Annotated in this window: 22 protein-coding genes and 1 pseudogene; 4 read left to right on the top strand and 19 right to left on the bottom strand. The window is 50.6% G+C overall.

What is annotated here, in order from left to right:
• Window positions 1–673: 673 nt before the first annotated feature.
• Genes ETR37_RS01485 through ETR37_RS01465 form a run of 5 tightly spaced genes read right to left on the bottom strand, consistent with a single transcriptional unit; the run spans window position 674 to window position 3,855 of the window.
• Window positions 674–1,402, bottom strand: a complete 729-nt coding sequence (locus ETR37_RS01485) for a YwiC-like family protein (RefSeq protein WP_129446811.1) — start codon at window positions 1,400–1,402, stop codon at window positions 674–676.
• 5 nt (window positions 1,403–1,407) lie between these two features.
• Window positions 1,408–1,638: a molybdopterin converting factor subunit 1 gene (moaD, locus tag ETR37_RS01480; protein WP_060787886.1), complete on the bottom strand. Its 231-nt coding sequence runs from the start codon at window positions 1,636–1,638 to the stop codon at window positions 1,408–1,410.
• A complete protein-coding gene (locus tag ETR37_RS01475; RefSeq protein WP_015374131.1) occupies window positions 1,635–2,102 on the bottom strand; it encodes a molybdenum cofactor biosynthesis protein MoaE in 468 nt (155 codons plus the stop codon). Before ETR37_RS01475 ends, moaD begins: the two co-directional genes overlap by 4 nt.
• Window positions 2,099–2,599 carry a molybdopterin-guanine dinucleotide biosynthesis protein B gene (gene mobB, locus ETR37_RS01470; protein ID WP_015374130.1) on the bottom strand — a complete coding sequence of 167 codons (501 nt, stop codon included), beginning with the start codon at window positions 2,597–2,599 and terminating at the stop codon, window positions 2,099–2,101. The genes ETR37_RS01475 and mobB overlap by 4 nt, the downstream gene beginning before the upstream one ends.
• A complete protein-coding gene (locus tag ETR37_RS01465) occupies window positions 2,596–3,855 on the bottom strand; it encodes a molybdopterin molybdotransferase MoeA (protein ID WP_129446810.1) in 1,260 nt (419 codons plus the stop codon). Before ETR37_RS01465 ends, mobB begins: the two co-directional genes overlap by 4 nt.
• A gap of 564 nt (window positions 3,856–4,419) precedes the next feature.
• On the opposite strand from ETR37_RS01465, the gene ric reads away from it, so the two are divergent.
• The gene (ric, locus tag ETR37_RS01460) at window positions 4,420–5,127 is read left to right on the top strand and encodes an iron-sulfur cluster repair di-iron protein (protein WP_129446809.1); all 708 of its coding nucleotides are present in this window, start codon (window positions 4,420–4,422) and stop codon (window positions 5,125–5,127) included.
• 86 nt (window positions 5,128–5,213) lie between these two features.
• On the opposite strand, the gene moaA is transcribed toward ric, so the two are convergent.
• Window positions 5,214–6,239: a GTP 3',8-cyclase MoaA gene (moaA, locus tag ETR37_RS01455; protein WP_033004605.1), complete on the bottom strand. Its 1,026-nt coding sequence runs from the start codon at window positions 6,237–6,239 to the stop codon at window positions 5,214–5,216.
• A 54-nt stretch (window positions 6,240–6,293) separates the two neighbouring features.
• Window positions 6,294–6,956, bottom strand: coding sequence for a molybdate ABC transporter permease subunit (gene modB, locus ETR37_RS01450; protein ID WP_020753617.1), 663 nt, complete (start codon window positions 6,954–6,956; stop codon window positions 6,294–6,296).
• A 229-nt stretch (window positions 6,957–7,185) separates the two neighbouring features.
• Between modB and ETR37_RS01445 the strand changes: the two genes are divergently transcribed.
• Complete coding sequence (locus ETR37_RS01445; RefSeq protein WP_015374125.1) at window positions 7,186–7,884, top strand: Crp/Fnr family transcriptional regulator; 699 nt, start codon at window positions 7,186–7,188, stop codon at window positions 7,882–7,884.
• Here ETR37_RS01445 and ETR37_RS19695 read toward each other — a convergent pair.
• From ETR37_RS19695 to ETR37_RS01420, 5 genes are all read right to left on the bottom strand, one after another.
• On the bottom strand, window positions 7,824–8,309 hold the full coding sequence (locus tag ETR37_RS19695; RefSeq protein WP_223810875.1) for a hypothetical protein: 486 nt from the start codon (window positions 8,307–8,309) through the stop codon (window positions 7,824–7,826). The genes ETR37_RS01445 and ETR37_RS19695 overlap by 61 nt on opposite strands.
• 243 nt (window positions 8,310–8,552) lie before the next feature.
• A complete protein-coding gene (locus ETR37_RS01435) occupies window positions 8,553–9,728 on the bottom strand; it encodes an MFS transporter (RefSeq protein WP_033004612.1) in 1,176 nt (391 codons plus the stop codon).
• A 279-nt stretch (window positions 9,729–10,007) separates the two neighbouring features.
• Entirely contained in the window at window positions 10,008–11,087 is a 1,080-nt protein-coding gene (locus tag ETR37_RS01430; RefSeq protein ID WP_033004615.1) for an ABC transporter permease, read from the bottom strand.
• Complete coding sequence (locus ETR37_RS01425) at window positions 11,074–12,030, bottom strand: ABC transporter ATP-binding protein (protein WP_129446808.1); 957 nt, start codon at window positions 12,028–12,030, stop codon at window positions 11,074–11,076. Before ETR37_RS01425 ends, ETR37_RS01430 begins: the two co-directional genes overlap by 14 nt.
• Before the next feature lie 2 nt (window positions 12,031–12,032).
• Window positions 12,033–13,199, bottom strand: a complete 1,167-nt coding sequence (locus tag ETR37_RS01420; protein WP_129446807.1) for a COG1470 family protein — start codon at window positions 13,197–13,199, stop codon at window positions 12,033–12,035.
• A gap of 134 nt (window positions 13,200–13,333) precedes the next feature.
• Here ETR37_RS01420 and ETR37_RS01415 point away from each other — a divergent pair, with 134 nt between their 5' ends.
• On the top strand, window positions 13,334–13,915 hold the full coding sequence (locus ETR37_RS01415) for a sigma-70 family RNA polymerase sigma factor (RefSeq protein WP_015374119.1): 582 nt from the start codon (window positions 13,334–13,336) through the stop codon (window positions 13,913–13,915).
• On the top strand, window positions 13,905–14,654 hold the full coding sequence (locus tag ETR37_RS01410; protein WP_205728134.1) for an anti-sigma factor: 750 nt from the start codon (window positions 13,905–13,907) through the stop codon (window positions 14,652–14,654). The genes ETR37_RS01415 and ETR37_RS01410 overlap by 11 nt, the downstream gene beginning before the upstream one ends.
• Before the next feature lie 360 nt (window positions 14,655–15,014).
• Here the strand turns inward: ETR37_RS01410 and ETR37_RS01405 are convergent, their stop codons facing one another.
• The 7 genes and pseudogenes from ETR37_RS01405 to ETR37_RS01375 form a co-directional block, all read right to left on the bottom strand.
• Entirely contained in the window at window positions 15,015–16,133 is a 1,119-nt protein-coding gene (locus tag ETR37_RS01405; protein WP_033004621.1) for a TIGR04053 family radical SAM/SPASM domain-containing protein, read from the bottom strand.
• Window positions 16,134–16,328: 195 nt separating this feature from the next.
• Complete coding sequence (locus ETR37_RS01400) at window positions 16,329–16,970, bottom strand: ABC transporter ATP-binding protein (protein ID WP_033004622.1); 642 nt, start codon at window positions 16,968–16,970, stop codon at window positions 16,329–16,331.
• A 15-nt stretch (window positions 16,971–16,985) separates the two neighbouring features.
• Window positions 16,986–18,479 (bottom strand): hypothetical protein, encoded by a 1,494-nt coding sequence (locus tag ETR37_RS01395; RefSeq protein WP_020753630.1) that lies wholly within the window; start codon window positions 18,477–18,479, stop codon window positions 16,986–16,988.
• On the bottom strand, window positions 18,472–19,251 hold the full coding sequence (locus ETR37_RS01390; protein ID WP_020753631.1) for a hypothetical protein: 780 nt from the start codon (window positions 19,249–19,251) through the stop codon (window positions 18,472–18,474). Before ETR37_RS01390 ends, ETR37_RS01395 begins: the two co-directional genes overlap by 8 nt.
• An 81-nt stretch (window positions 19,252–19,332) precedes the next feature.
• On the bottom strand, window positions 19,333–19,710 hold the full coding sequence (locus ETR37_RS01385) for a hypothetical protein (RefSeq protein ID WP_020753632.1): 378 nt from the start codon (window positions 19,708–19,710) through the stop codon (window positions 19,333–19,335).
• A 269-nt stretch (window positions 19,711–19,979) separates the two neighbouring features.
• Window positions 19,980–20,175 (bottom strand): annotated as a pseudogene (locus ETR37_RS01380) (hypothetical protein); the annotation flags it as partial.
• 110 nt (window positions 20,176–20,285) lie between these two features.
• Window positions 20,286–20,654: a hypothetical protein gene (locus tag ETR37_RS01375; protein ID WP_033024870.1), complete on the bottom strand. Its 369-nt coding sequence runs from the start codon at window positions 20,652–20,654 to the stop codon at window positions 20,286–20,288.
• Window positions 20,655–20,672 lie beyond the last annotated feature (18 nt).

Raw genomic sequence — 20,672 nt, 5'->3', positions numbered from 1 at the left:
TCTTTCAATTCGAAAAACGCGGCCGAATCGGCTTTCTTTTCTGATGAAATGCCATCGATTTGCAGGCCATTCTCGTTTTTCACCATCCTTCTAAGCGCGAAACATTTTGACGGCAACTATTCGCCCCCTTTTTTTAACCTTTATTTTACAATTAGATTATATTTCGCCTTTACTAAAATTATCAATAAAAATTTGAATTGTTTGTTTCTTTGTCGCATAAAGTAAGATTTTTAAGCTTTATCGAGTTGTTTTTTGGCTCATCACCAAATTTTGTGATTTAGTGACAAAAGAGAAAGCACTGACGAGATCCTGGCCATAATGTTAGCGGTGAAATCAACATTAAGGAAGTCTCGTAAGGGCTTTCGACACCACTAGGATTGCCAGAATATTGAAAACAATTGATTTCCCACTCATGTTGAGTGACTTCCACGCGAACCACTGGGAAGCCGAACACTTAGCGAATGTCTACTTGAAGTGAATCGACATGTTCTAATTTTTATTTATTTGAGAACGAGCATAGAAGAAGAGGTAGGCTTTTGAAACGACCCTTTGCAAAACCGTTACAAGGAATTCATGCCCATTTCACATCATGCTTGTGCAGTGAAAAAGCAATACCGCCTAACCAAAAGAAAAAACCCCAAACGGTCATGGATGCCTCCCGTTTGGGGTTCGCTCAAGAGTAGAGCACGATCATCGCGATGAAAAAGTACGCCGCGTTGGCGATTTCCAGCATGCCGAGTTTCATGATCGGCAGCGACTTGCCGTATAAGTAGACGGCGCGAATGACGCTCGGGGCGTAGGCCAAAACAGCGAACGGCTCGCCGATGGCGATGAGGCCGACGATCAACAAGGCGTGGTAGCCCCATGACAGCCATTTGTACCGTTCATTTTTCTTTTCCCGAATCATCGTCTTGACGTAAAACGTGCTGCCGATGAAAAAGAGGAAGGAAAACAGGGCGAGTTCAAACGCTTTGATCGTCAACGCCCCGCGTCCGGCGTAAAAGGCGGCGAGGCCGCCGATGCAAAACGCCGCGATGGCGGCTGCATCATTCCAAAAGGCGCGCTCATTCTTTTTCTTGCTGTAGTAGGTGTTTACTAGGAAAAACGGGATCATCGCCAATCCGAAGAGAACAAGGGTCGGCCGCTGCCAAAGGGAAACGGCCAGGGCCGGCGCGGCGATGGCGCCATAGCGAACGGCAGCGGGCACGTACGGCTCTTTCCGCTTCGTTTTCACCGCCATCAAGAGCGGATACGTTGCCAAATAGAGCGCAAGCCAGGCGACAAAGAGCGGCGCGTGAATCCGCGAAAGCCCACCGGCGTACGCTCCGAGCCAAAACGGGATGATGAGCATCGCCCAGGCGCCGTGTTGTTTTGGCATCACCCATTTGCTTTTGTTCGCCATCCGTCTCATCCTCCGCTTACCGGTGGAATAAAGGCGACCGTGTCGCCGGCGTGAAGCGGCGCTTCGTCGCGGACATACTCCTCGTTAACCGCTGTCATGACGCGCCCGAGCGAGACGCCATAGCGCTCTTCCACTTCGTCTTTCAGTTGTTTCACCGTTTCCGGAACGTGCGGCCACATCACTTCCCGCTCACCGATTTGTTCGCCTAAATGCGCGAAAAATAAAAGGCGGATCATTCCTCTTTCACCTCCGGTTTTCCGGACGGATACGCCGTTGTTTCAAGCTGGTCGCCCACCCAGGCGCTTCCGTCCTCCCATTGCTCTTTTTTCCAAATCGGCACGATTTGTTTGATCCGCTCAATGGCATAGCGGTTCGCCTCATACGCTTCGGCGCGGTGCGGCGAGGAAACAGCGATGACGACGGCGATGTCGCCGATCTTAAGCCGCCCGATCCGGTGGGTGATGGCGGTTTTCGCCCCTGGCCATTTCTCCGCAATTTCCGCCCCGATTTGCGCGAGCATTTTCTCGGCCATCGACACATACGCCTCATATTGCAAAAAGAGCGTCCGCTTGCCGTTCGTCCATTCGCGCACCGTGCCGGCAAAGACAGCGACCGCCCCCGCTTCCGGACGCATCACTTTTTTCATCACATCCTCGACCGAAATCGGCCGGTCGGTAATGACAAACAACGGTTCTGTCATGTTCGCGTTCTCACCTCATTTATGAGCCATGGAATATATTCATCATCGTCCGCCAGCAAAAACACCGGGTGTGACAGCGGTTCGGGAAGCGGCTCCCAGGCGATGACGGCGCGGATGTCGGCGAGGTGCTGGAGCGACGCCCAATCTTTCGCGGAGCGCACAAGCACGACTTTCGGATGCCGCTCTTGTTTGTAGCCTTCAACCAACACGAGATCGAGCTGAAGCGGCGCATAAAGCGCCAACACGTCATCCAGCCGCCATAGCGGACGGCGGAGATGCAGCTGCAACAGCCCGCCACCTTCGACCGCTGTCGCCGACGCCCCCGCCCGCTCGTGGCGGACGGAATCGACGCCTTCGGGCCGCGCGGGTTCGCCGCCATGGCCGTGATGCTTCACCGTCCCGACGCGCCATCCTTCCCGGACCGCGGCCGCCACCCATTTTTCCATCAACGTCGTCTTGCCGCTATGTTTATAGCCGACGACTTGCCAGACGTTCATTCGCTTGATCCCTCATCGTCATTCAAAAGCCACACGTCGACCTCATCGCCGGCCGCAAACCCCCGCGTTCCGCCCGGCAGCACCATTAAGGCGTTCGCTGCCGCGAGCGAAGTGACGATGTTCGATTTGTCCATGCCGACCGGCTTCACGACAAGCCGACCGTCAACCGCCTCGACCCGGCTGCGCACGAAGCGGGTGAACGGGTTCGGCTTCGGAAACTCGGCGCCAAGGGTGGCTTTCGCTTTTTTCAAATACGGCTTGGCCGAAAACAGCCGCGTGCGCACGACCGGGCGGACGAACAGCTCATACCCGACGTAGCACGCCGACGGGTTTCCGGATAGACCGAACAGCAGCTTGCCATCAATCTCGGCGACGGTCGTCACGCTCCCCGGGCGCATGGCGATTTTGTTAAACAACACGTTCGCTCCGAGCCGCTTGTAAATGGCGGGCAAATAATCGAAATCCCCGACCGAGACGCCGCCGGTCGTAATGAGCATGTCCACTTGATCGAGCGCCTGGCGCACAGCGTGAAAACACGCATCGAGGTCGTCGGCCAACTGGCCGAAATAAATCGGCTCGGCGCCGCTTTTGAACACCTGCGCCTCGATCATGTAGGCGTTGCTGTTGCGGATTTTTCCCGGCACAAGCGGTTCAGAGACGTCGAGCAGTTCGCTGCCGGTCGCAAAAATGCCAATCCGGGGCTTTTTCGCCACCTTCACTTCGGCGTAGCCGAACGTCGCCAAGAGCGCCGCCACCCCGGGATTGATGCGCGTCCCTTTTTCGATAAGCGGCTGCCCTTTTTTCGCGTCTTCCCCTTGAAATGAAATGTTGTCGCCAGGGCGGAACGAGCGCTTAATCGACATATACGTTTTTCCATCCCGCTCGTACTGTTTGGCGAGCTCGAGCATGACGACGGCATCGCACCCGTCGGGAATTTGCGCTCCGGTCATCAGGCGCACCGCTTGAAACGGGCCGACCGGCTGCTTCGCCACTTGCCCGGCGCCAATCGTTTCGATCACTTCAAACTCGACCGGATGGTCAAGTCCCGCTCCTTCCGAATCCGCGGCGCGAATGGCAAATCCGTCATACGGCGAGCGGTCAAACGGCGGCACGTCATGATCGGCGCGCAAATCTTCGGCCAAATAGCGGCCGTACGACTGGCGAAGCGGCACGATCTCCTCTTCTCCTCTCCCAGCGTAACGCATCACCCGGGTGATGGCTTCCGCTACGGGAATGGGGGTTCGTCTTTCGACCAACGGTGTTCTCCCCTTTCTTTCCCTCATTCACTTCACTAAGCCCATTTTATCGTTTTATCACAATGATTTCCAATCTTGCAGCTGCTTAATGGTTTTGTCCAATTTTTCATCAACGACGCTGGCATCATCAATATGTTGCAAAATCATCTTTTTCTTCCTCCCAGCGGCTTGCCTTGGCCAGCAGCCACATGCTGACTCCTCCTCTTTTTTCGGCCGTTCACATCTTCTATGCAGCACATTCACAATTTATAGGCTCTTCACCACAACATGTACTTGACAAGCAATACGGTTTCCTGCACAAAGATGTGCAAAAATCACTGATTTGTTGATTTTCCCTCACAAGCGTAAATAGAGTATGTTCAGAAAAAATCAAGTACCACTTTTGGTGAAGAGCCAATTTATATCGTCCGTTTTATTGTACAGGAAAGAAGGGAGCCACTGTTGTGATGTTCATCACATTTCCTTAGTTGTCCACTTTTTCGTTTGTGTGAGATGTGTCACAACGTTGGCGTCCAAAACAAGGTATGCTGAAGCTGTAACGATTTGGTGATGGAGGGATCCGAAATGGAACAGCAGTTTACCGAACAATCGTTGATTGGTGATATTGTCACGGTCTTTCCGAAAGCAGCGGATTTGTTTAAAGCGCGGCGGATTGATTTTTGCTGCGGCGGGCAGCGCCCGTTAAAAGAGGCCATCGAAGAGCGCGGACTGGACGGCGAAGCGCTCCTTCACCAGCTGAACACCTTGTATAACGAAGCGCAAAACAAGCCAACCGGAAACTGGAGTGAAGCGCCGCTAGCCGACTTGATCGAGCATATCATCAACACGCACCACCGCTATTTGAACGAGGAACTGCCGCAACTCAGCCCGTATGTCACGAAAGTGTTGCGCGTGCACGGCATGCACCATCCGCATCTTTCCCGCGTGCATAAACTGTTTCATGAGTTAAAAACAGAACTCGAGCAGCATCTCATTAAAGAGGAAACGGGAGCGTTCCCGCTCATTTTGCAATTTGCCGACAACCCGTCGCCGGAAAACCGGGAGGCGGTCGAGCAGGCCGTTCGTGAACTCGTCCATGAGCATGACGCCGCTGGCGATCTCATCAAAGACATTCGCGACATCACCAACGACTTCACCCCGCCGGAAGACGCGTGCGGCACGTACCGGCTCGTCTACAACCGACTCGCGGCGCTCGAAGACGATTTGTTTACCCACATCCATTTGGAAAACAACATCCTCTTCCCGCGCGTGTTGGCGGCGGTGAAGGTTTAAAGGAAGAAAGACGCCGATTCGCACTTCCGAAAACATAAACCAAAAACGGGATCGCTTCTTCTACGGAAAGAGCGCTCCCGTTTTTTTCACCCTCCAATATACGACATTTCAATTTTCGGCCGTTGTTTCGCCGTCTCCGCCGTCCGTTCTTCCGAATAGCGGTCCGTCCGCCGGTTCCAGACGGCTGTAATGAGCTCCTTCAGCTCCTCTTTCCCTGCCCCGGCGCGCAGTTTGTCTTTCAACGACACGCCTTTCGAGGCAAATAAACACGTATACAGCTTTCCGTCTGCGGAAATGCGCGCTCGTGTGCAGCTTTGACAAAACGCTTCCGTCACCGAGGCGATAAAGCCGACTTCCACGTCCGTGCCGACGTAGCGGTAGCGGCTCGCCACCTCCCCGAAGTACTCGTGTTCGACCGGCTCGAGCGGATGCATCGCGTTGATTTGCTCGTACATCTCTTTTTTCGTCACGACATGGGAGTAATCCCAGCCGTTCGTCGTGCCGACATCCATGAATTCAATAAAGCGGAGCGGGATGCCCAAGTCTTTAAAATAAGCCGCCATCGGCACGATTTGTGAATCGTTCCATCCTTTTTTGACCACCATGTTCACTTTGACGCCAAGCCCCGCCTCGCGCGCTGCTTCAATGCCTTTCAACACCGGAGCGACGCCGACGCCGATGCCGTTCATTTTGCGGAAAATGTCATCATCAAGCGCATCCAAGCTGACGTTAACGCGCTTCAACCCAGCCGCTTTCAGCCGTTTCGCCCATTTCACCAAATGGATGCCGTTCGTCGTAAGGGCAACGTCCCGCAAGCCGGGAATCATGGACAGCCGCTCAATGAGCGCATCGAGGTCGCGCCGAAGCAGCGGCTCGCCGCCAGTCAGGCGGATTTTTTCAACGCCAAGCTCGACGAAACATTCCGCTAAAAGCGCCATTTCCTCAACCGTCAACAGCTGGTCTTCCGCCAAAAAGCGAAAATTCGGCCCGAACACTTCAGCGGGCATGCAGTAGACGCAGCGAAAATTGCATTGGTCGATGACCGACAGCCGCAAATCACGAAGCGGGCGGGCGAGGCGGTCGGTGATCTTCATCCGGTCGCGCTCTTCCATGGCGCTCCCTCCTTTCCCTTTCATGGGCCGCGTGATATTCCAACGGCCTTCTCCTTATCGCTGCCAACGGCCTAGTTTCGCCGCACAGGACAATAAACTAAATGACAATCCAATCGTGACCGCCACCCATGCCCACGCCAGCTCCATCCGCCCCGACTCCATCGCCATATAGACGGCAGTCGGAATCGTCTGCGTTTTTCCCGGGATGTTTCCGGCAAACATGAGCGTTGCGCCGAACTCCCCGAGGCTGCGGGCAAACGACAGCACCGCTCCGGAGAATAACGCGTGTTTGGCCAGCGGCAGCGAAATATGCCAAAACACTTGGCGCTCGTTCGCCCCGTCGATGCGCGCCGCTCCTTCAATGGCGGGGTCGACGGCCTCCAGCCCCGCTTTGGCCGCCTGATACATGAGCGGAAACGACACAACAACCGCCGCCATCACCGCCGCGCCGGGCGTAAACAATATCGTTGTGTGAAACCACCTTTCCACCAGCTGTCCGATTAGGCTATGACGCCCAAACAAGACAACGAGCAAAAACCCGACGACCGACGGCGGCAATACAAGCGGCAGCATAAACACCGTCTCCACCACTGTCTTGCCGCGAAACCGGCGGCGCGCCATCCACCTTGCTGCCGCTGTTCCAAGGATTGCGACGATCACGCCGGCAAGAAGCGATACGTTTATCGATAACCAAACCGGTGACCAAAACTCTTCCATCGACGAACCTCTCTCTGTTCCGTCTCCCTTTTACCATACGAAAACAAACAGTAGAATGCTGTGATGCTATGCTACTCACATTGTAACATAGAAAANNGAAAAAGGAAAAACCAATTTAGAAAAAATTGTGACGCCTCTCAGAGAAAGTCGCAACCGGTGATTTTTTTCACTCTCTCTCGCTGTGATGATTTTTACAATAGAAATAGCTGAATGAATGGAGGTGCTATCAATGGAAGCTGCAGTGAATGGATATTTTCCCCATTTACGTTCTTTGTTGCAATCGTCGAAAAAAGTGATTCCACTTCGCAAGCACTCCTTTTTGTTCCAAGAAGGGATGCCGGCCAATGAGCTGTACTTGATTCTTTCCGGCAAAGTGCAAGTGAGCAAAATTTGTCCGGACGGAAAAGAAATGTGCTTCCGCATTTGCGGAAGCGGGGAAATCGTTGGTGAATTGACGCTGTTTACGAACGATGCACGCTACTTGTTGACGGCCAAGGTAATAGAGCCAGGCGAAGCGGCAGTCATAAACAAAGAGGAACTGGAACAGCAGCTGCTGATCAATCCGCCCCTTACCCTTGAATATATGCGCTGGATCAGCAAGCATGCCCGGCGGACACAGACAAAGTTTCGCGATTTGATCATGAACGGCAAAAAAGGAGCGCTTTACTCGACGCTCATTCGCCTTTGCAACAGTTATGGCGTCCCGCTTGAGGACGGAAGCATTTTTATTGATGTCACATTGAAAAACCAAGATTTAGCCAACTTTTGCGGCACGACGCGCGAAAGCGTCAATCGGATGCTCAACGCCTTAAAACAGGAAGGGATTATCTCGATGAAGCGGGGGAAAATTACGGTTCATGATTTAAACTATTTGAAAGCGGAAATCCAATGTGAAGATTGCCCGGCGGATATTTGCTGCATTGAGTGAGCAAAACGCCAAGGACAACAAAACGGATCGAGCCGTCTCAGGACACTGATGAAAAAAGCGCCCGACCGGCCGTTGTTCTCGGCACGCCGGACGCTCTTTTTTTCTTGTCGGTTGTGATGCGAATCACTTCTGTTTCTTTTCACCGCCGTATAATGCGTTTTCCCTTTGTCAATTTCAATGTCAGTGATTTGCGCCGTCATTTCAATGCGGACGTCATGCGGACCGATCCGCTCCATTTTTAACGACACCGGCGCTTGGTTGACGCCTTGGTGGGCGGCTAACACGTTTTCAGCAGACCGTTGCGCAGAGGCCGTTGTTCCATTTTTATGTTCCGCCTTTGCCTCTCCTCCTCCCCCGTTGCTGCATGCGGCCAAAAGCGAAGCGGCCAACGCGACGGACAATAACGAAGACATCCTTTGTTTCATCGTTCTCCCCCCTTAGATGATTTGATTTACACCTTTAACGTACGGCATTTTCACTTCTTCCCTGGTGATTTGTATCACCAACAGACAGCCATGTTTGAATGATTTGTGAAATAATGAGCAATATATTTTAATCATGTAACAATAGTGAAACGCATACTCACATTGAATAACAGAAAAACACGCCCAAATAAAAAAAGAGGCTAAAAGCGAACAAGCTTTCAGCCTCTCTATACGGTATTCCATTCAAGAAGCGAACCGCTTCGCCGGTTCGCCGGCTTTTTTGCCAAATACGAGCCGGTTCAGCAAGAAGCAAATAAGGGTAAACAAGCTAAGGAGCAGAAAACCGAGCACGTACGAACCTGTTGCATCTTTCATGATCCCCATGACAATCGGCGGAAAAAAGCCGCCAAGTCCGCCCCAGGCCCCGACAAGGCCGGTGACGGCGCCCGTTTCGGCTGGGAACAGCTGCGGCACGAGTTTGAACACCGCACCGTTGCCCAGCCCAGACATCACGGCCACAAACAAACAAGCCGCTGTCATCACCCAAATATTTTCCATTCCAAACGCGATCACCAACGCGCCGATTGTCATTCCAGCGTAGACGAACGTCAACACCCGTTCAGCGCCGATTTTATCGCCAAGATAGCCGCCGACTGGCCGCGCAAGCGTAGCGAGTACAGTAAACCCAGCCGCGCGCATCCCAGCATCCACCGGCGTCAACCCATACAAGTCAACGAGCAGCGACGGCAAGTAAATGCCAAAAGCGACAAACGCCCCGAACGTAACGAAGTAAAAGAGCGACAACGTCCACGTATGTTTATATTTCAATACCGACAGCGATTCACGCACCGTTTTTTGTTGTTTCGGTTTCGGCATATCCGGTGTGAAAAACCAAACGAGAACGAGCATGACGACAACCGGAATGATCATCCTCCAAAAAGCCCAAGGCACACCAAACGCTGCGGCAATCGATGGAACGGAAAACGCAGCAACCGCCGTGCCGAAGTTGCCCATCGCGTTAATCCCAAGCGCCGTCCCTTGCTTTTCCGGCGGAGTCAAGCGGGAAACGAACGTCACCGAAATGGCGAACGACGTTCCGGCCATGCCGATGAAAAACGCCCAAAACAGAAGCATCGCATACGAATCTGCAAACCCTGCGCCAACAAGCGGAATGACAAGAAACAAGAGCAGCAGCGAAAACAGCCTGCGCCCGCCGATCTGGTCCGTCCAAATGCCAAGCGGCAAACGCATGATCGAGCCAAGCAGCACCGGAATGGCGACCAAAATGCTTTTTTGCGTCGATGTCAGCCCGTACATTTGTTGAAACGTACTCGCAAGCGGCGAAAACACGGCCCACACAGCGAATGAAAACATCATGGCGAACGTCGTAATCGGCAGCAGCGCCTTTTGTTTATTCATGAAAAGCCCCTCCCAAACTTTCAAAATTTGTGACGTTGTTTGTACTTCCATCATACGCAGGAGAAGGAAACGGATTTGTGAGGTTGATCACATTCTTGCCTGTTGTCACCATTTTGCCACAAGCGTTGTCACGGTTTTGTCACATCCAAAAAAAGAAAAAGCCCGTCCCCAAAAGGAACGGACACGATTTGGCAGAACGTTTTTCACATACGAACGATAAGAAACGCTGTTGGGCGCACACATCTCTTCCGCCCCGTCTACGGCAAACAACTTGTTTTCTCACCCACTCGCCCGTATCTCCTGCCTCATAAACAACCAATACGCGATCGCAAAGCAGATGAGAGTGGCGGCAATGAGCGCGGTCGCCTGCGGCCAAATAAGCAGCAAACTTTGCGAGAATGGCAAGGGGGCCGCAACAGCGCCGGCCGTTTGCTCCACCGTGACGATCCCTAGCGTTCGGACGTCCGGCGAAAGCAAGGCGGTTGTTGATTCATTGAACAAGTAGCTCGGCGACAATCTCATGAGACCAAGCACCAACTCTTGACGGCCGACCGCCTGCTCGACGGACGTAATGGCGTCAGACTGCAAAAACGGTTTCGCAAACACTTCCACAATCATCGAGTAGAAGAGATTGAAAAACAGCCAAACGGCCATCGACGACAACGCGGATGTCGCCGCCTGGCGGAAGACAACAGAAAACAAAATGCCGAGATTCAGCCAAAAGGCGATATACACAAGACATAACAACAAAAAGCATATGATGCGGGCAAATTCCTCGAACGTGGGTGGAATGCCCAAGATCAAAATGCCCAATGCCGTCACAAGCAGACCGAGAGAGAAAAACAACACAGCGTTCAATAAAAGAGCCGCGACAAACTTGCCATTGATCACATAATCGCGCGGAATCGGCTGGGCCATGAGCCGGCTTAACGTCCCCCGGCTCCGCTCCGAATTGATGGCGTCAAATCCAAGAGCGATGCCGAGCAGCGGCCCGAGAAAGCTGACAAACGTCAGAAACGAAGGCAACGTTCCGTCCGAGACGGTGAATAATTTTAGAAACAAGTAGGCGCCTTTCGCGATTTCCTTGGCCTCTTCCGAGGAATCCAACGCGTCCCGGATCGTCGTCATCGCCGTATACAGCGAGCCGAAGCAAGTGAGCAAGATGAGGGCGATTAAAATGATCATGCGCCAACTCGTCAAATAATCGGCCAGTTCTTTTTTGACCATGGCCGAAAAGGCGCTGTTTGCCCCTCTTGCCCGTTTCTTCTCATCAAGCGCACCCGCCTTCAGCCGTTCGCTCCATCTTTTCACATATGAAAAAACATCGTTTGCCCATCGTCCTTCGTTACTCGCCCTCACGTACATCCCTCCCTTCAAAATAGCGGTGATAAATCTCATCAAGTCCAAAATCCCGCCGGCTGAGATGGAACAGCGAAGATCCGGCTTCGATGATCGTCTGGCTGATGGCGGCGCTCACATCCGTTTGGCAATACACATCCCATCCATTTTCCGTTTGCTCGACTTTGTTGACGCCCGGAATCGCCTCGATTTTGGACCGTAAGGAAGCGTCAAGCGGTGAAGCGACCACATGGATGACATAGGCATCCTGCAAAAACAGCTGTTGCGCCAGGCGCTCGATATTCCCTTCGGCCAACAACCGGCCGCCCACGAACAAGCCGACCCGGTCGCAAATTTGCTGCACATGGTGCAATTGGTGCGAGGACAATAGAACGGTGATGCCTTCATGGCGGCTCAAATTGCGGATCAGGCGAAGCAGCTCTCGCACTCCCTCAGGATCGATGCCCAACGTCGGCTCATCCAAAATGATCACTTCCGGCCGTTTCATCAACACATCGGCCAAACCGAGCCGCTGCCGCATCCCGCGTGAATATGTTCCCGCTTTTTTATGGGCGGCATCGGTCAACTTCACCTTCTCAAGCAGCTCCCACGCCCGCTTTTCCGCCTCGGCGCGGGGAATGCCGTTTAACGCCGCCGTATACAACAAGTTCTCCAAGCCTGTCATGTGATGGTAAAAGCCGACATCATCCGGCAAGTACCCGACTTTCCGTTTCACCTCAATCGGGTTTCGCACCGGATCGATCCCGCATACCCTCACCGAACCGGACGTCGGTTCGGTGAGCCCGAGCATCATCAAAATCGTCGTCGTTTTCCCCGCCCCGTTCGGGCCAAGGAGGCCAAAAATTTCCCCTTTTTGAATCGAAAGCGTCAAATGGTCAACTGCTCGGTGGTCGCCATACGTTTTGCACAAATTGTCAAGCTCGATGACGGCGGGTGCTGCCATGCTTACCTCCTCCCGTATGTTTTGATCAAATAGTACAGCCCTCCAGCCACCCCTGCAATGATCAACAGGGCGACAATCCCCCAAAGCGTTGACGTTTTGACAGAGACGCGGAACGCCGCCTCCGCCGACGTTTCCGCCGTTTGCGCCTGGAAGTTGACGACATAATCCCCAGCGATCGCTTCATCCGACGCTTTCACTTTCGCCTTGACTGTTTTGGAATCACCCGGGTCCAGCTGGGCGATCGTGCTTTGATCGAATTCCACTTCCCAATCAGGCGGAGCGTCAGCCGTCATATTGATGTTCAAAAGCGGGGCGCTTCCGGTGTTTTTGACGACAAGATCGATCACCCGTTCATGCCCCGCCGTCACATCGGTGCTTAAGTTTCCTGACGGCGTCGTCAGTTTGAGCGCATACGTGCCCGTAATGACCGCTTCTAACGTCAGCTCAGCCGACGTATCGCTCGTTTGCGCTTTGATCGGGATTTTGTACGTGCCCGCTTTCACATTTTCCGGCGGTTTGATCTCTATGGTAATGTCTCTTGATTCATTCGGCTCGAGTTTCACCGACGTAACGGAATTGCCTTCCGATTTGAACGTGACTTGCCAACCTTTTTCCGCCGCCGAACTTAACGCGTAATTTTGCGTCTTGGCGGTTCGGTTTTTCAGCGTGACATCATACGTGAAGCTCGAATCCGCGTGCCCCTCGAGGTTCGTTTGTTCCGACGTCAGTTCCGTTTTAAACGATCCTTGTTCCGTCACGCGGACAAGCAAGGGCAATTTGGAGACGCCGCTTTCCCCTTTCGCGACAAGGGAAAAACGATAATCCCCTTTGTCGGCATCCAGCGGCACGGTCACTTCCAACGTGACCTGTTCTTCTTTTCCGCCTCGGACGGACAGCTGCTCAATCGTTCTCCCCTCAGCGGTAATCGAAGTCGACCATCCTTTCGGCAGGTGGTCAAACGAGAAGGTGACGTTTTCAATGTTGGAACCGTTGTTGATGACATTGACCGTATAGTCGATTGTTTCCCCCGGCGTCACGGAAAGCCCGGTGTATGGCGTGAAGAGAACAACACCGCTTGCCGCCGCTGCCGGGCGGATCGGAAGAAGAAGCGAAAAGAGCGTCAAGATCATGGCGAACATCATGATGACCCTGCTTCGCACGACGTTCACTCCCTCCTTCTGTTTTCACTTCGTATACGCCAGAAATGGATCAATGGATTTGTTTTGCAGGAGAAAAATGAAATTGTAGAATAGATGCAGTAGGGGCAACAATTCCATCAAGCATGTGTCGGGAGGTGGGCAAGATGGAAGATCGACGGGAAGACATGGAACTGCTCGAGAAGATCGCCGAAGGCTCGCGCGCCGCCTTTGACCGTTTTTACGAAAAATACGCTCCGATGGTCTATCATATCGCTCTTCGAATCGTCGGCAACGAGGTGGAGGCGGAAGATGTCAGCCACGATGTGTTTCTCGAAATCTTGCAAAAACCGCACCAATTTGATCCGAAGCGGGGAAGCGTTCAAGCCTTTCTTGCCGTGAAAACGAAAAGCCGGTCGCTCGACCGCCTGCGCAAGAAACGGGATTTGCTAGTGAGCCGCCTTGAGGAAGCGGCTTTAAAAGAAAAGGGGGCGGAATTCTACTTTCTCCGCCAACTGGAACAACAAGTCATCCTCGATGCGTTAGCCCATCTCCCCGAGGAGCAGCGGCAAGCGATCATTCACTTTTACTTTCACGGGGAAACCCAGCGGGAAATCGCCGCCGCGATGAACAAACCGTTAGGCTCCGTCAAGTCGCTCATCCGCTACGGCTTGCGCAATTTGCGGAAACAAAAAGAGTTGTTCCACTGGATGGAAGCTGGCAGAGGTGAAGAACAGCATGAAGCATAGCCATATTTCGGAAGCAAAAATCGTGGACTGGCTGTTAGGGATGCTGCCAGAACAAGAAAAAGAAGACGTGTCCAACCATCTTAAGTACTGCCTTGAATGCCAACGCCTGCTTGAAGCGTGGAAAGACATGGGGCTTAAAGAGGCAGCCCAATATGAAGCATCGCCCCTTTCTCACAAAGAGCGAATTTGGGCACAAGCGGAAGCGCAAAGACAAACAGCGCGCGCGCAGCGAAAGGTCCGCATCGCTTCGGGATGGATCGGCGCCGCTTTGGCCGTCTTCCTTTTCGCCTTGTGCCTTTCCGCTTCGAACGACGGGCCGACCGCTTCCCATGGCGGATCGGATGAGCCATATCGATACCAGATTGTCAAACAACATACCGACATTCCAATTGAGCGAATCATCCGTAATCCCAAAACGAAACAAATTCCGATTGAACCATCGGCGCTCTTTCAACAGATGGACGGCACGATTTGGCTCAATAACGATACGAAGGAAATGCTGATGGAAATTGAAGGGTTGCCGCCGTTTGCGACTCGCGATTATCAATTGTGGATCATTTACACCAACAACGAGGTCAAAGGGGAGCTGTTGACGATCCGCCACGGAGCGGCGCGCATTTTGATCACCGGCGAGGATGTCAAACAGTTCAAGCAAATTAAAGCGAGCCTCGAACCAAAGGGAGGAAGCGCGGCGCCGACCGGGCCGGAGACATTTATTGTCGATTTGGACCACGAATGATATTTCAACATTGAACGCTCTCCCACCTACGCTTGAGCTTTGAGGTGGGAGATTCTTGGGAACACCCGCCCCACAGCAGGCTGTCCACCAAGCCATCCCCGTGCGTCCCACGTTTCTTTACCCCTTCTGTTCTGTGGAAGCAAGAGGAAGAGTGACGGCAAATCCCGATTCATCCCCCACTTACGCTCACGCGTGGAAGTGGGGGATCTTCTCGGTTCAGGATGATAAAAACGGGGAAGGGCGCCTGCTCCTTCCCCGTATGTTTTGGACACATCACCAACGTCCGCCGCATGCGCCCGGGCAACCGTCTCACGAACGCCGCAGCGCCGTCATTTTAAGCGGCCGTTTTTCACCGCTCTCTTACCGTTGGCTTCGCTCTTTTGTCCGCAGCGCCTTTGGAATGTAAACACAATACGGCTCGCTTTCCAAATAGTCTCCCGTCACCGCGTACGCCCGCGAGCGTGAGCCGCCGCACACATATCGGAACTCGCAGACGCCGCATTTTCCTTTATATTTGTCCGGATTGCGCAAGTCTTGGAAAATCGGCGAGTGTCGGTAAATGTCCGCCAGCGGCGTTTCCCGGACGTTCCCTGCCTTCACCGGCAGCAGCCCGCTTGGGTAGACATCGCCGATATGGGAGATAAAAACAAAGCCGTTGCCGTCGTTTACTCCTTTCGGCGCGCGGCCGAGCCCGTCGACTTGTCCGGTTAAGCCTTTGTTCAACACGTCTTCGTAACGGATGCCGCCTTTTGCCGCTTTTCCTTCACGCATTTTCGCCTGCAGCACGACGCGGCGGTAATGCTGACCCGCCGTTGTTTTGATGTCAAACGGGACGCGCTTGCTCGTCTCATACAGCCAGCGGAACACCCGCTCATGCTCGATGGGGGAAATCATATCCTCCTCTTTTCCCCTGCCTGTCGGCACAAGGAAAAAGACGCTCCAAAGGACGCATTTCAGCTTCTCCACCAACGCCGCCATCTCGTCAAGCACATGAACGTTGTATCGCGAAATGACGGTGTTGATTTGCACGGGAATGTCGAGCTCATGCAAGTAGTGAATCGCACGGATCGTCAAATCAAACGAGCCGCTCACGCCGCGGAAATGGTCGTGAATCTCGGCGTTTGGCCCGTCAAGGCTAAACGCCCAGCGCGACAGGCCGACCTCTTTTGCTTTGCGGATCGCCTCTTTCGTCACGTTCGGCGTCGCGCTCGGCGTCATGGACACGCGCAATCCTTTATCGATCGCATATTTCGCTAAATCGTACACATCCGGGCGCATGAGCGGATCGCCGCCCGTAAAGACGAGCATCGGCTGATCCATCTCGTAAATCTCATCGATCAGTTTTTTCCCTTCCTCAAACGTCAACTCGCGCGGATCGCGATGGTATTGCGCTTCGGCGCGGCAATGAAGGCACTTGAGTTGACAAGCTCTCGTCAATTCCCAAATCACAATAAACGGATTTTCATTAAAATCGCGCATGGCGGCCCCCTCCTTGGCCTCCATTGTACCGCAACATTCAGGCGCGTTATGTGATATGGATCACATTTAGACCTCAACGCTAATTCCATCTTATCTTTCGATTAGCTCAACTGAAACTCCGAAACTGTGGTCAGCCAAAATGGAGGAGACCTTTATTTCAATTTATATATGAATGTGAGCTTATAACATCGCGTTCTACTTTTTTACTTTTTCAAGTCTGAAACGATTGATTCTGTACACTTCATCACAAAGAACATCAATATCCTCTTGATTATGGCTAGTGAGCAAAATCGTCCTCCCTTCTTCCTTGAATTTCCGAAGCAAGTTTCGGATATTTTCAACGCTGTCAGCATCTAAAGCATTGAATGGTTCATCTAAAATAAGCGTTTGTTGATCCTCCATAATGGCTTGAGCAATAGCAAGCTTTTGTTTCATTCCAAGTGAGTAATGTTTGACCTTTTGCGTCGATTCTGGATCTAAACCGACCAACCTCATCGTTTGCTTTATTTTGTCATCACTGATTTTGTTTCGAATGAGAGCCAATGCTTTTAGATTATCAAACCCTGTCTTTCCCGCTATATATCCAGGCCGATCAATGATAATTCCAAAATCACTGGGAAATCGTTTATTGACCCCCAACTCTTCCCCGTCCACGATCACCCTACCGTGATTAGGGAATAGAAATCCACATATGAGTTTGAATAAGACAGACTTTCCTGAACCGTTAGGACCAATAATTCCATAAATTTTCCCCTTTTCCACTGCAAAATTCACGTTTTCAAAAATCGTTGCTCCTTTAAATGATTTACTGACTTGATCTAACAGGATATGCGGCAACTTACTCACTCCTTTTTAGAAATCGAGATCTTGTTTGGAAAAGACATACAGCAAGAAAACAATGGCGAAAACATTCCATAAGAATAGAACGGTGCTGATGCGGTAAATCGAATCATTTGTCAATAAATACGCCATGCTATTCAATCCAGATGGAATAATCCCCCAGTTATTAAAACCCGGGAACATAAAAAATGAAAGTATAGCGATCCCTACGAAACTATAAAATGTTTCTTTGCTCAGCCAAGAGATCAGAAACACAAATAGGACATAAAACGAAACTTGAAGGTAGCCGTTGACCAAAAAATGATAAAACATATCAAGCAATGTAACTGAACGGTCAATAGAAACATGGAAATCAAAAGAAAAACGTTTCAACGACAAAATGAACAAAGCGAGCAATGCTAAAGCGAATAAATATAATCCAATGTATAGCATGATCTTATGATACCACGCCCAAAACCATCGGCTGATCGACTGATAACGTACTAACTTGTAATACCCCATTTCCGACAATTCCGTCTGCAAATGCAATTGGACCAAATAGATGACCCCAAAATAAAGAACCCAATAACATAAAAACGACTTGAAATAAAACGCTTGTTTGGAACCGCCTATAAACATGAAAAGAAACTGGTCCCAAACAGTTTGTCCCACGTTCTCTCGCATTCCAGACCATAATGCTAGAACAACCAAGACAATAAAAGCGGTATATTTCCAATTGTACCCTTTCACATTCAAATCCAGTCGATTGACAATCCATATGAGCAGGATCATCCATCCTATAACCACCGAAAACGATCCCCATATATTGCTGAACTGAGCAACCCCCGAATGCAAAATCAAGTAATGGCACAAATTAAACAGGGAATGAGGAGAAAGAAGTTTAAATGACACTACGCCATACACCCATATGAACACCGCAACAAACACGACAATGTCCTTGTTTTTCCACTTTACATAAAGGATGGCCAAAACAAGGTGAATACAGCTGACACTGAAAACAAGCAAAGCTAAATGCAACACCAACGCTAAAATGGGACTGTTTATAAATTTTTGCAATATTTGCGTTTCGCTTAGAGAAGCATTCAGCCTACTAAACGGACTCCAGCCAGCAAAAGAAGGGGCGCCGATTGACAAAACGAGGCTCACTGCTCCCCAAACGATTATCGATATGCTGGCACTTTGCATCAATCGAACTAGTGTCGCATACACCCAACTTCGATAAGAACCCAACCGTATCAAAACTGCATAATCAAAATCAGACATCATAATTGAAATAGAACGGTATAGAAAGACCGGCAAGATAAAATATAAGATAAGGTAAATATCACCAAAAAACTTATGCAACAAATCCCATTTATTCAACAATAATTTTGTTTGCAACGAAGCAACATACATATGCTCTTTAGCACTTAATCCATATATGTAAATCACTACTCCGAAGAGAATCCATTTGAATGCCAATAGTTCATCCACAAAATCCTTCCATTTGTTTACTACCCTAGTCATGGTGCTTATGCAACCTTTCCTTTAAATAGAACATCAATACCATCACCACAAAACATAAGAAGAGGAATGGCACGAATACTGTCCATAAAGGTTGTTGCGATATACTGAAAGGAAAAATCGTAAAGGTAGGGGAAAATTGGTCATACCCCAAAACTTGAGTAATAAAGTTTCCCAACAAGTAATAAACAAATGGAATGGAAAGCGCTATAAAAGGCTTCTCCAAAATCATGACGAGCAATAATCCCATTGTCGCATACATCATTCCATTCAGCCCTACCCATAGTGAGTAAAGAACTCCATATGGCAGCGTGCCAAGGACAAGCAACTGCTCAAACGTTGTATAAGGGATAGGATTCCCATTAGTTGGATAGAAACGAACAATTCCTAAATAAGGTTCAATATACATAGAAAATATAAAAGGGACGAATACGATCAAAAAGGCAATCAAAAAAGATAGAATCGCATTGACGATCAATTTGCTCAAGAAGTAAGTCGTCAAAGGGATGCGGATACGTACATATGGGATAAAATGGTTTTTTTGTTCACTTGGGAAGGAAATCGAATACACAAGAACCATGATAATGGGAAACAACAGCGGCACAAAATTCGAATTCAAGCGGAGAAAAAGATCCAATTGCCTATAGTAAACGTAGCCATCCTTGATTAGCATAAATTGGATGACAGGCAGAACCAACACCAATGCAGCCCAAACAATGCACTGACGCCACGTAAAGACTCTCACAAATTCCACTTTCACTTGATGCCCCAACATGCTTTACACCCTTTCCCAAGCTTGTTTTCATGTTCAAAGAGAATGGACCATCCAAACGGTTTGGTCCATTCTCATGATAAATCAATTGCTTCTCCACTCCCCTTTTACCCTGACATCTACTAATTGAGTAAGATCCGAGCTAAACTCCACTCTCGCATCCTTGCCTGCTTTGATCGAATTAGGCAGTTTGAATGGTCCCCCAACCGTTTCGATACGGACCCAAGGTCCAGTTCCTCCGCTATAAGAATACACTCTTGCATCCAGTGCTTTCCCCAGTATCGATACTTTCAAATCTGCTGACGCGCCGGTAGTCGACTTCGTTTGCTGAGGAGTAAACGCATTATCATTGAATCTTGGAACAATCACGTCATAATCATCATACGTCGTTCCCGCCTGAGCTACTCCTCCTGCGGCCAGAAGCCCTGCTGCTAAAGCAAGCACGGCAAATTTCTTCTTCATTGAGCATCATCCTCCTCATTATTTCAGAGATCACCGGCCGGCTTCACCCTTACTGTACCAAAATAACATTAAAAAAACATCCGTATTTTCCGCAAATTTCATGGCGGAAAATACCTATTTTTGAAATTTCGTTTACAGAGATTGATCGATATTGTAAAATTTTAACGAATGAAGTTGAGAGAAATGGCCTCATGGATCAAAACAGCACATCACTTATCCCCTGTAAAACTCCATGTTTCACCGCAACGTGTGTTCCAACCAAATCAGTGTTCGACATCCAGCAGCACCAGGATATCCGTTTGGCGGCGGAATTCATCGACAAGCGACGGGTGGCTGAACGATATACAATTCATCGGCGACCGGATCAAGCGCCGCGACCGACCAAGTGAAAAACGGAGCTCCTTCGTATAGCGCAAACGCCTTTGGCCGCCAGATAAAAGACACAAAGTAATTAAAAACGTTCACAAATGAAAAAGGGGCTGATCCAAAACTCTCTCGTGTTCTGGGTCAGCCCTATTGCCATGAAAAAGCAGCTCAACCACGTCCTTTTTCAAACTTGAGAAATGAGCACCTTCTCATCTTTTGATCAGTTCAACCGGAACCCCGAAACTGTGATTGGTCAAAATGGAAGAAACAGCATCCCGTTCCTTTTTTGTATGATAAACAATGTGAATAAGCGCTTCATCCGCTTGATCTCCGCACGGTGCCCCCACTCTCACGCTGACGCCCTCTCCGATGTTCTCTAAGCGAGCGACAAGATCCCGGTGCTGACTCAATGCACGTTTCACTTCGGATTGGCTCGGCAGCTTTCCGCATTCAGGTCGAGAGAATTCTTGTTTGCCCGGAAACGGGATAAGCGACAACCCTATCCCTCCTCCTGCCACCAAAAGCCCTCCGCCCAACACTACGGCAATGCCAATGGCCCACCATCTTTTTTTCGTCATCTTGATTTGCCCTCCCTC

Origin of the sequence: Geobacillus sp. PK12, from assembly GCF_004123125.1 — a bacterium.
Classification (GTDB): domain Bacteria; phylum Bacillota; class Bacilli; order Bacillales; family Anoxybacillaceae; genus Geobacillus; species Geobacillus zalihae.
This window is presented reverse-complemented; position numbering and strand designations above follow the sequence as displayed.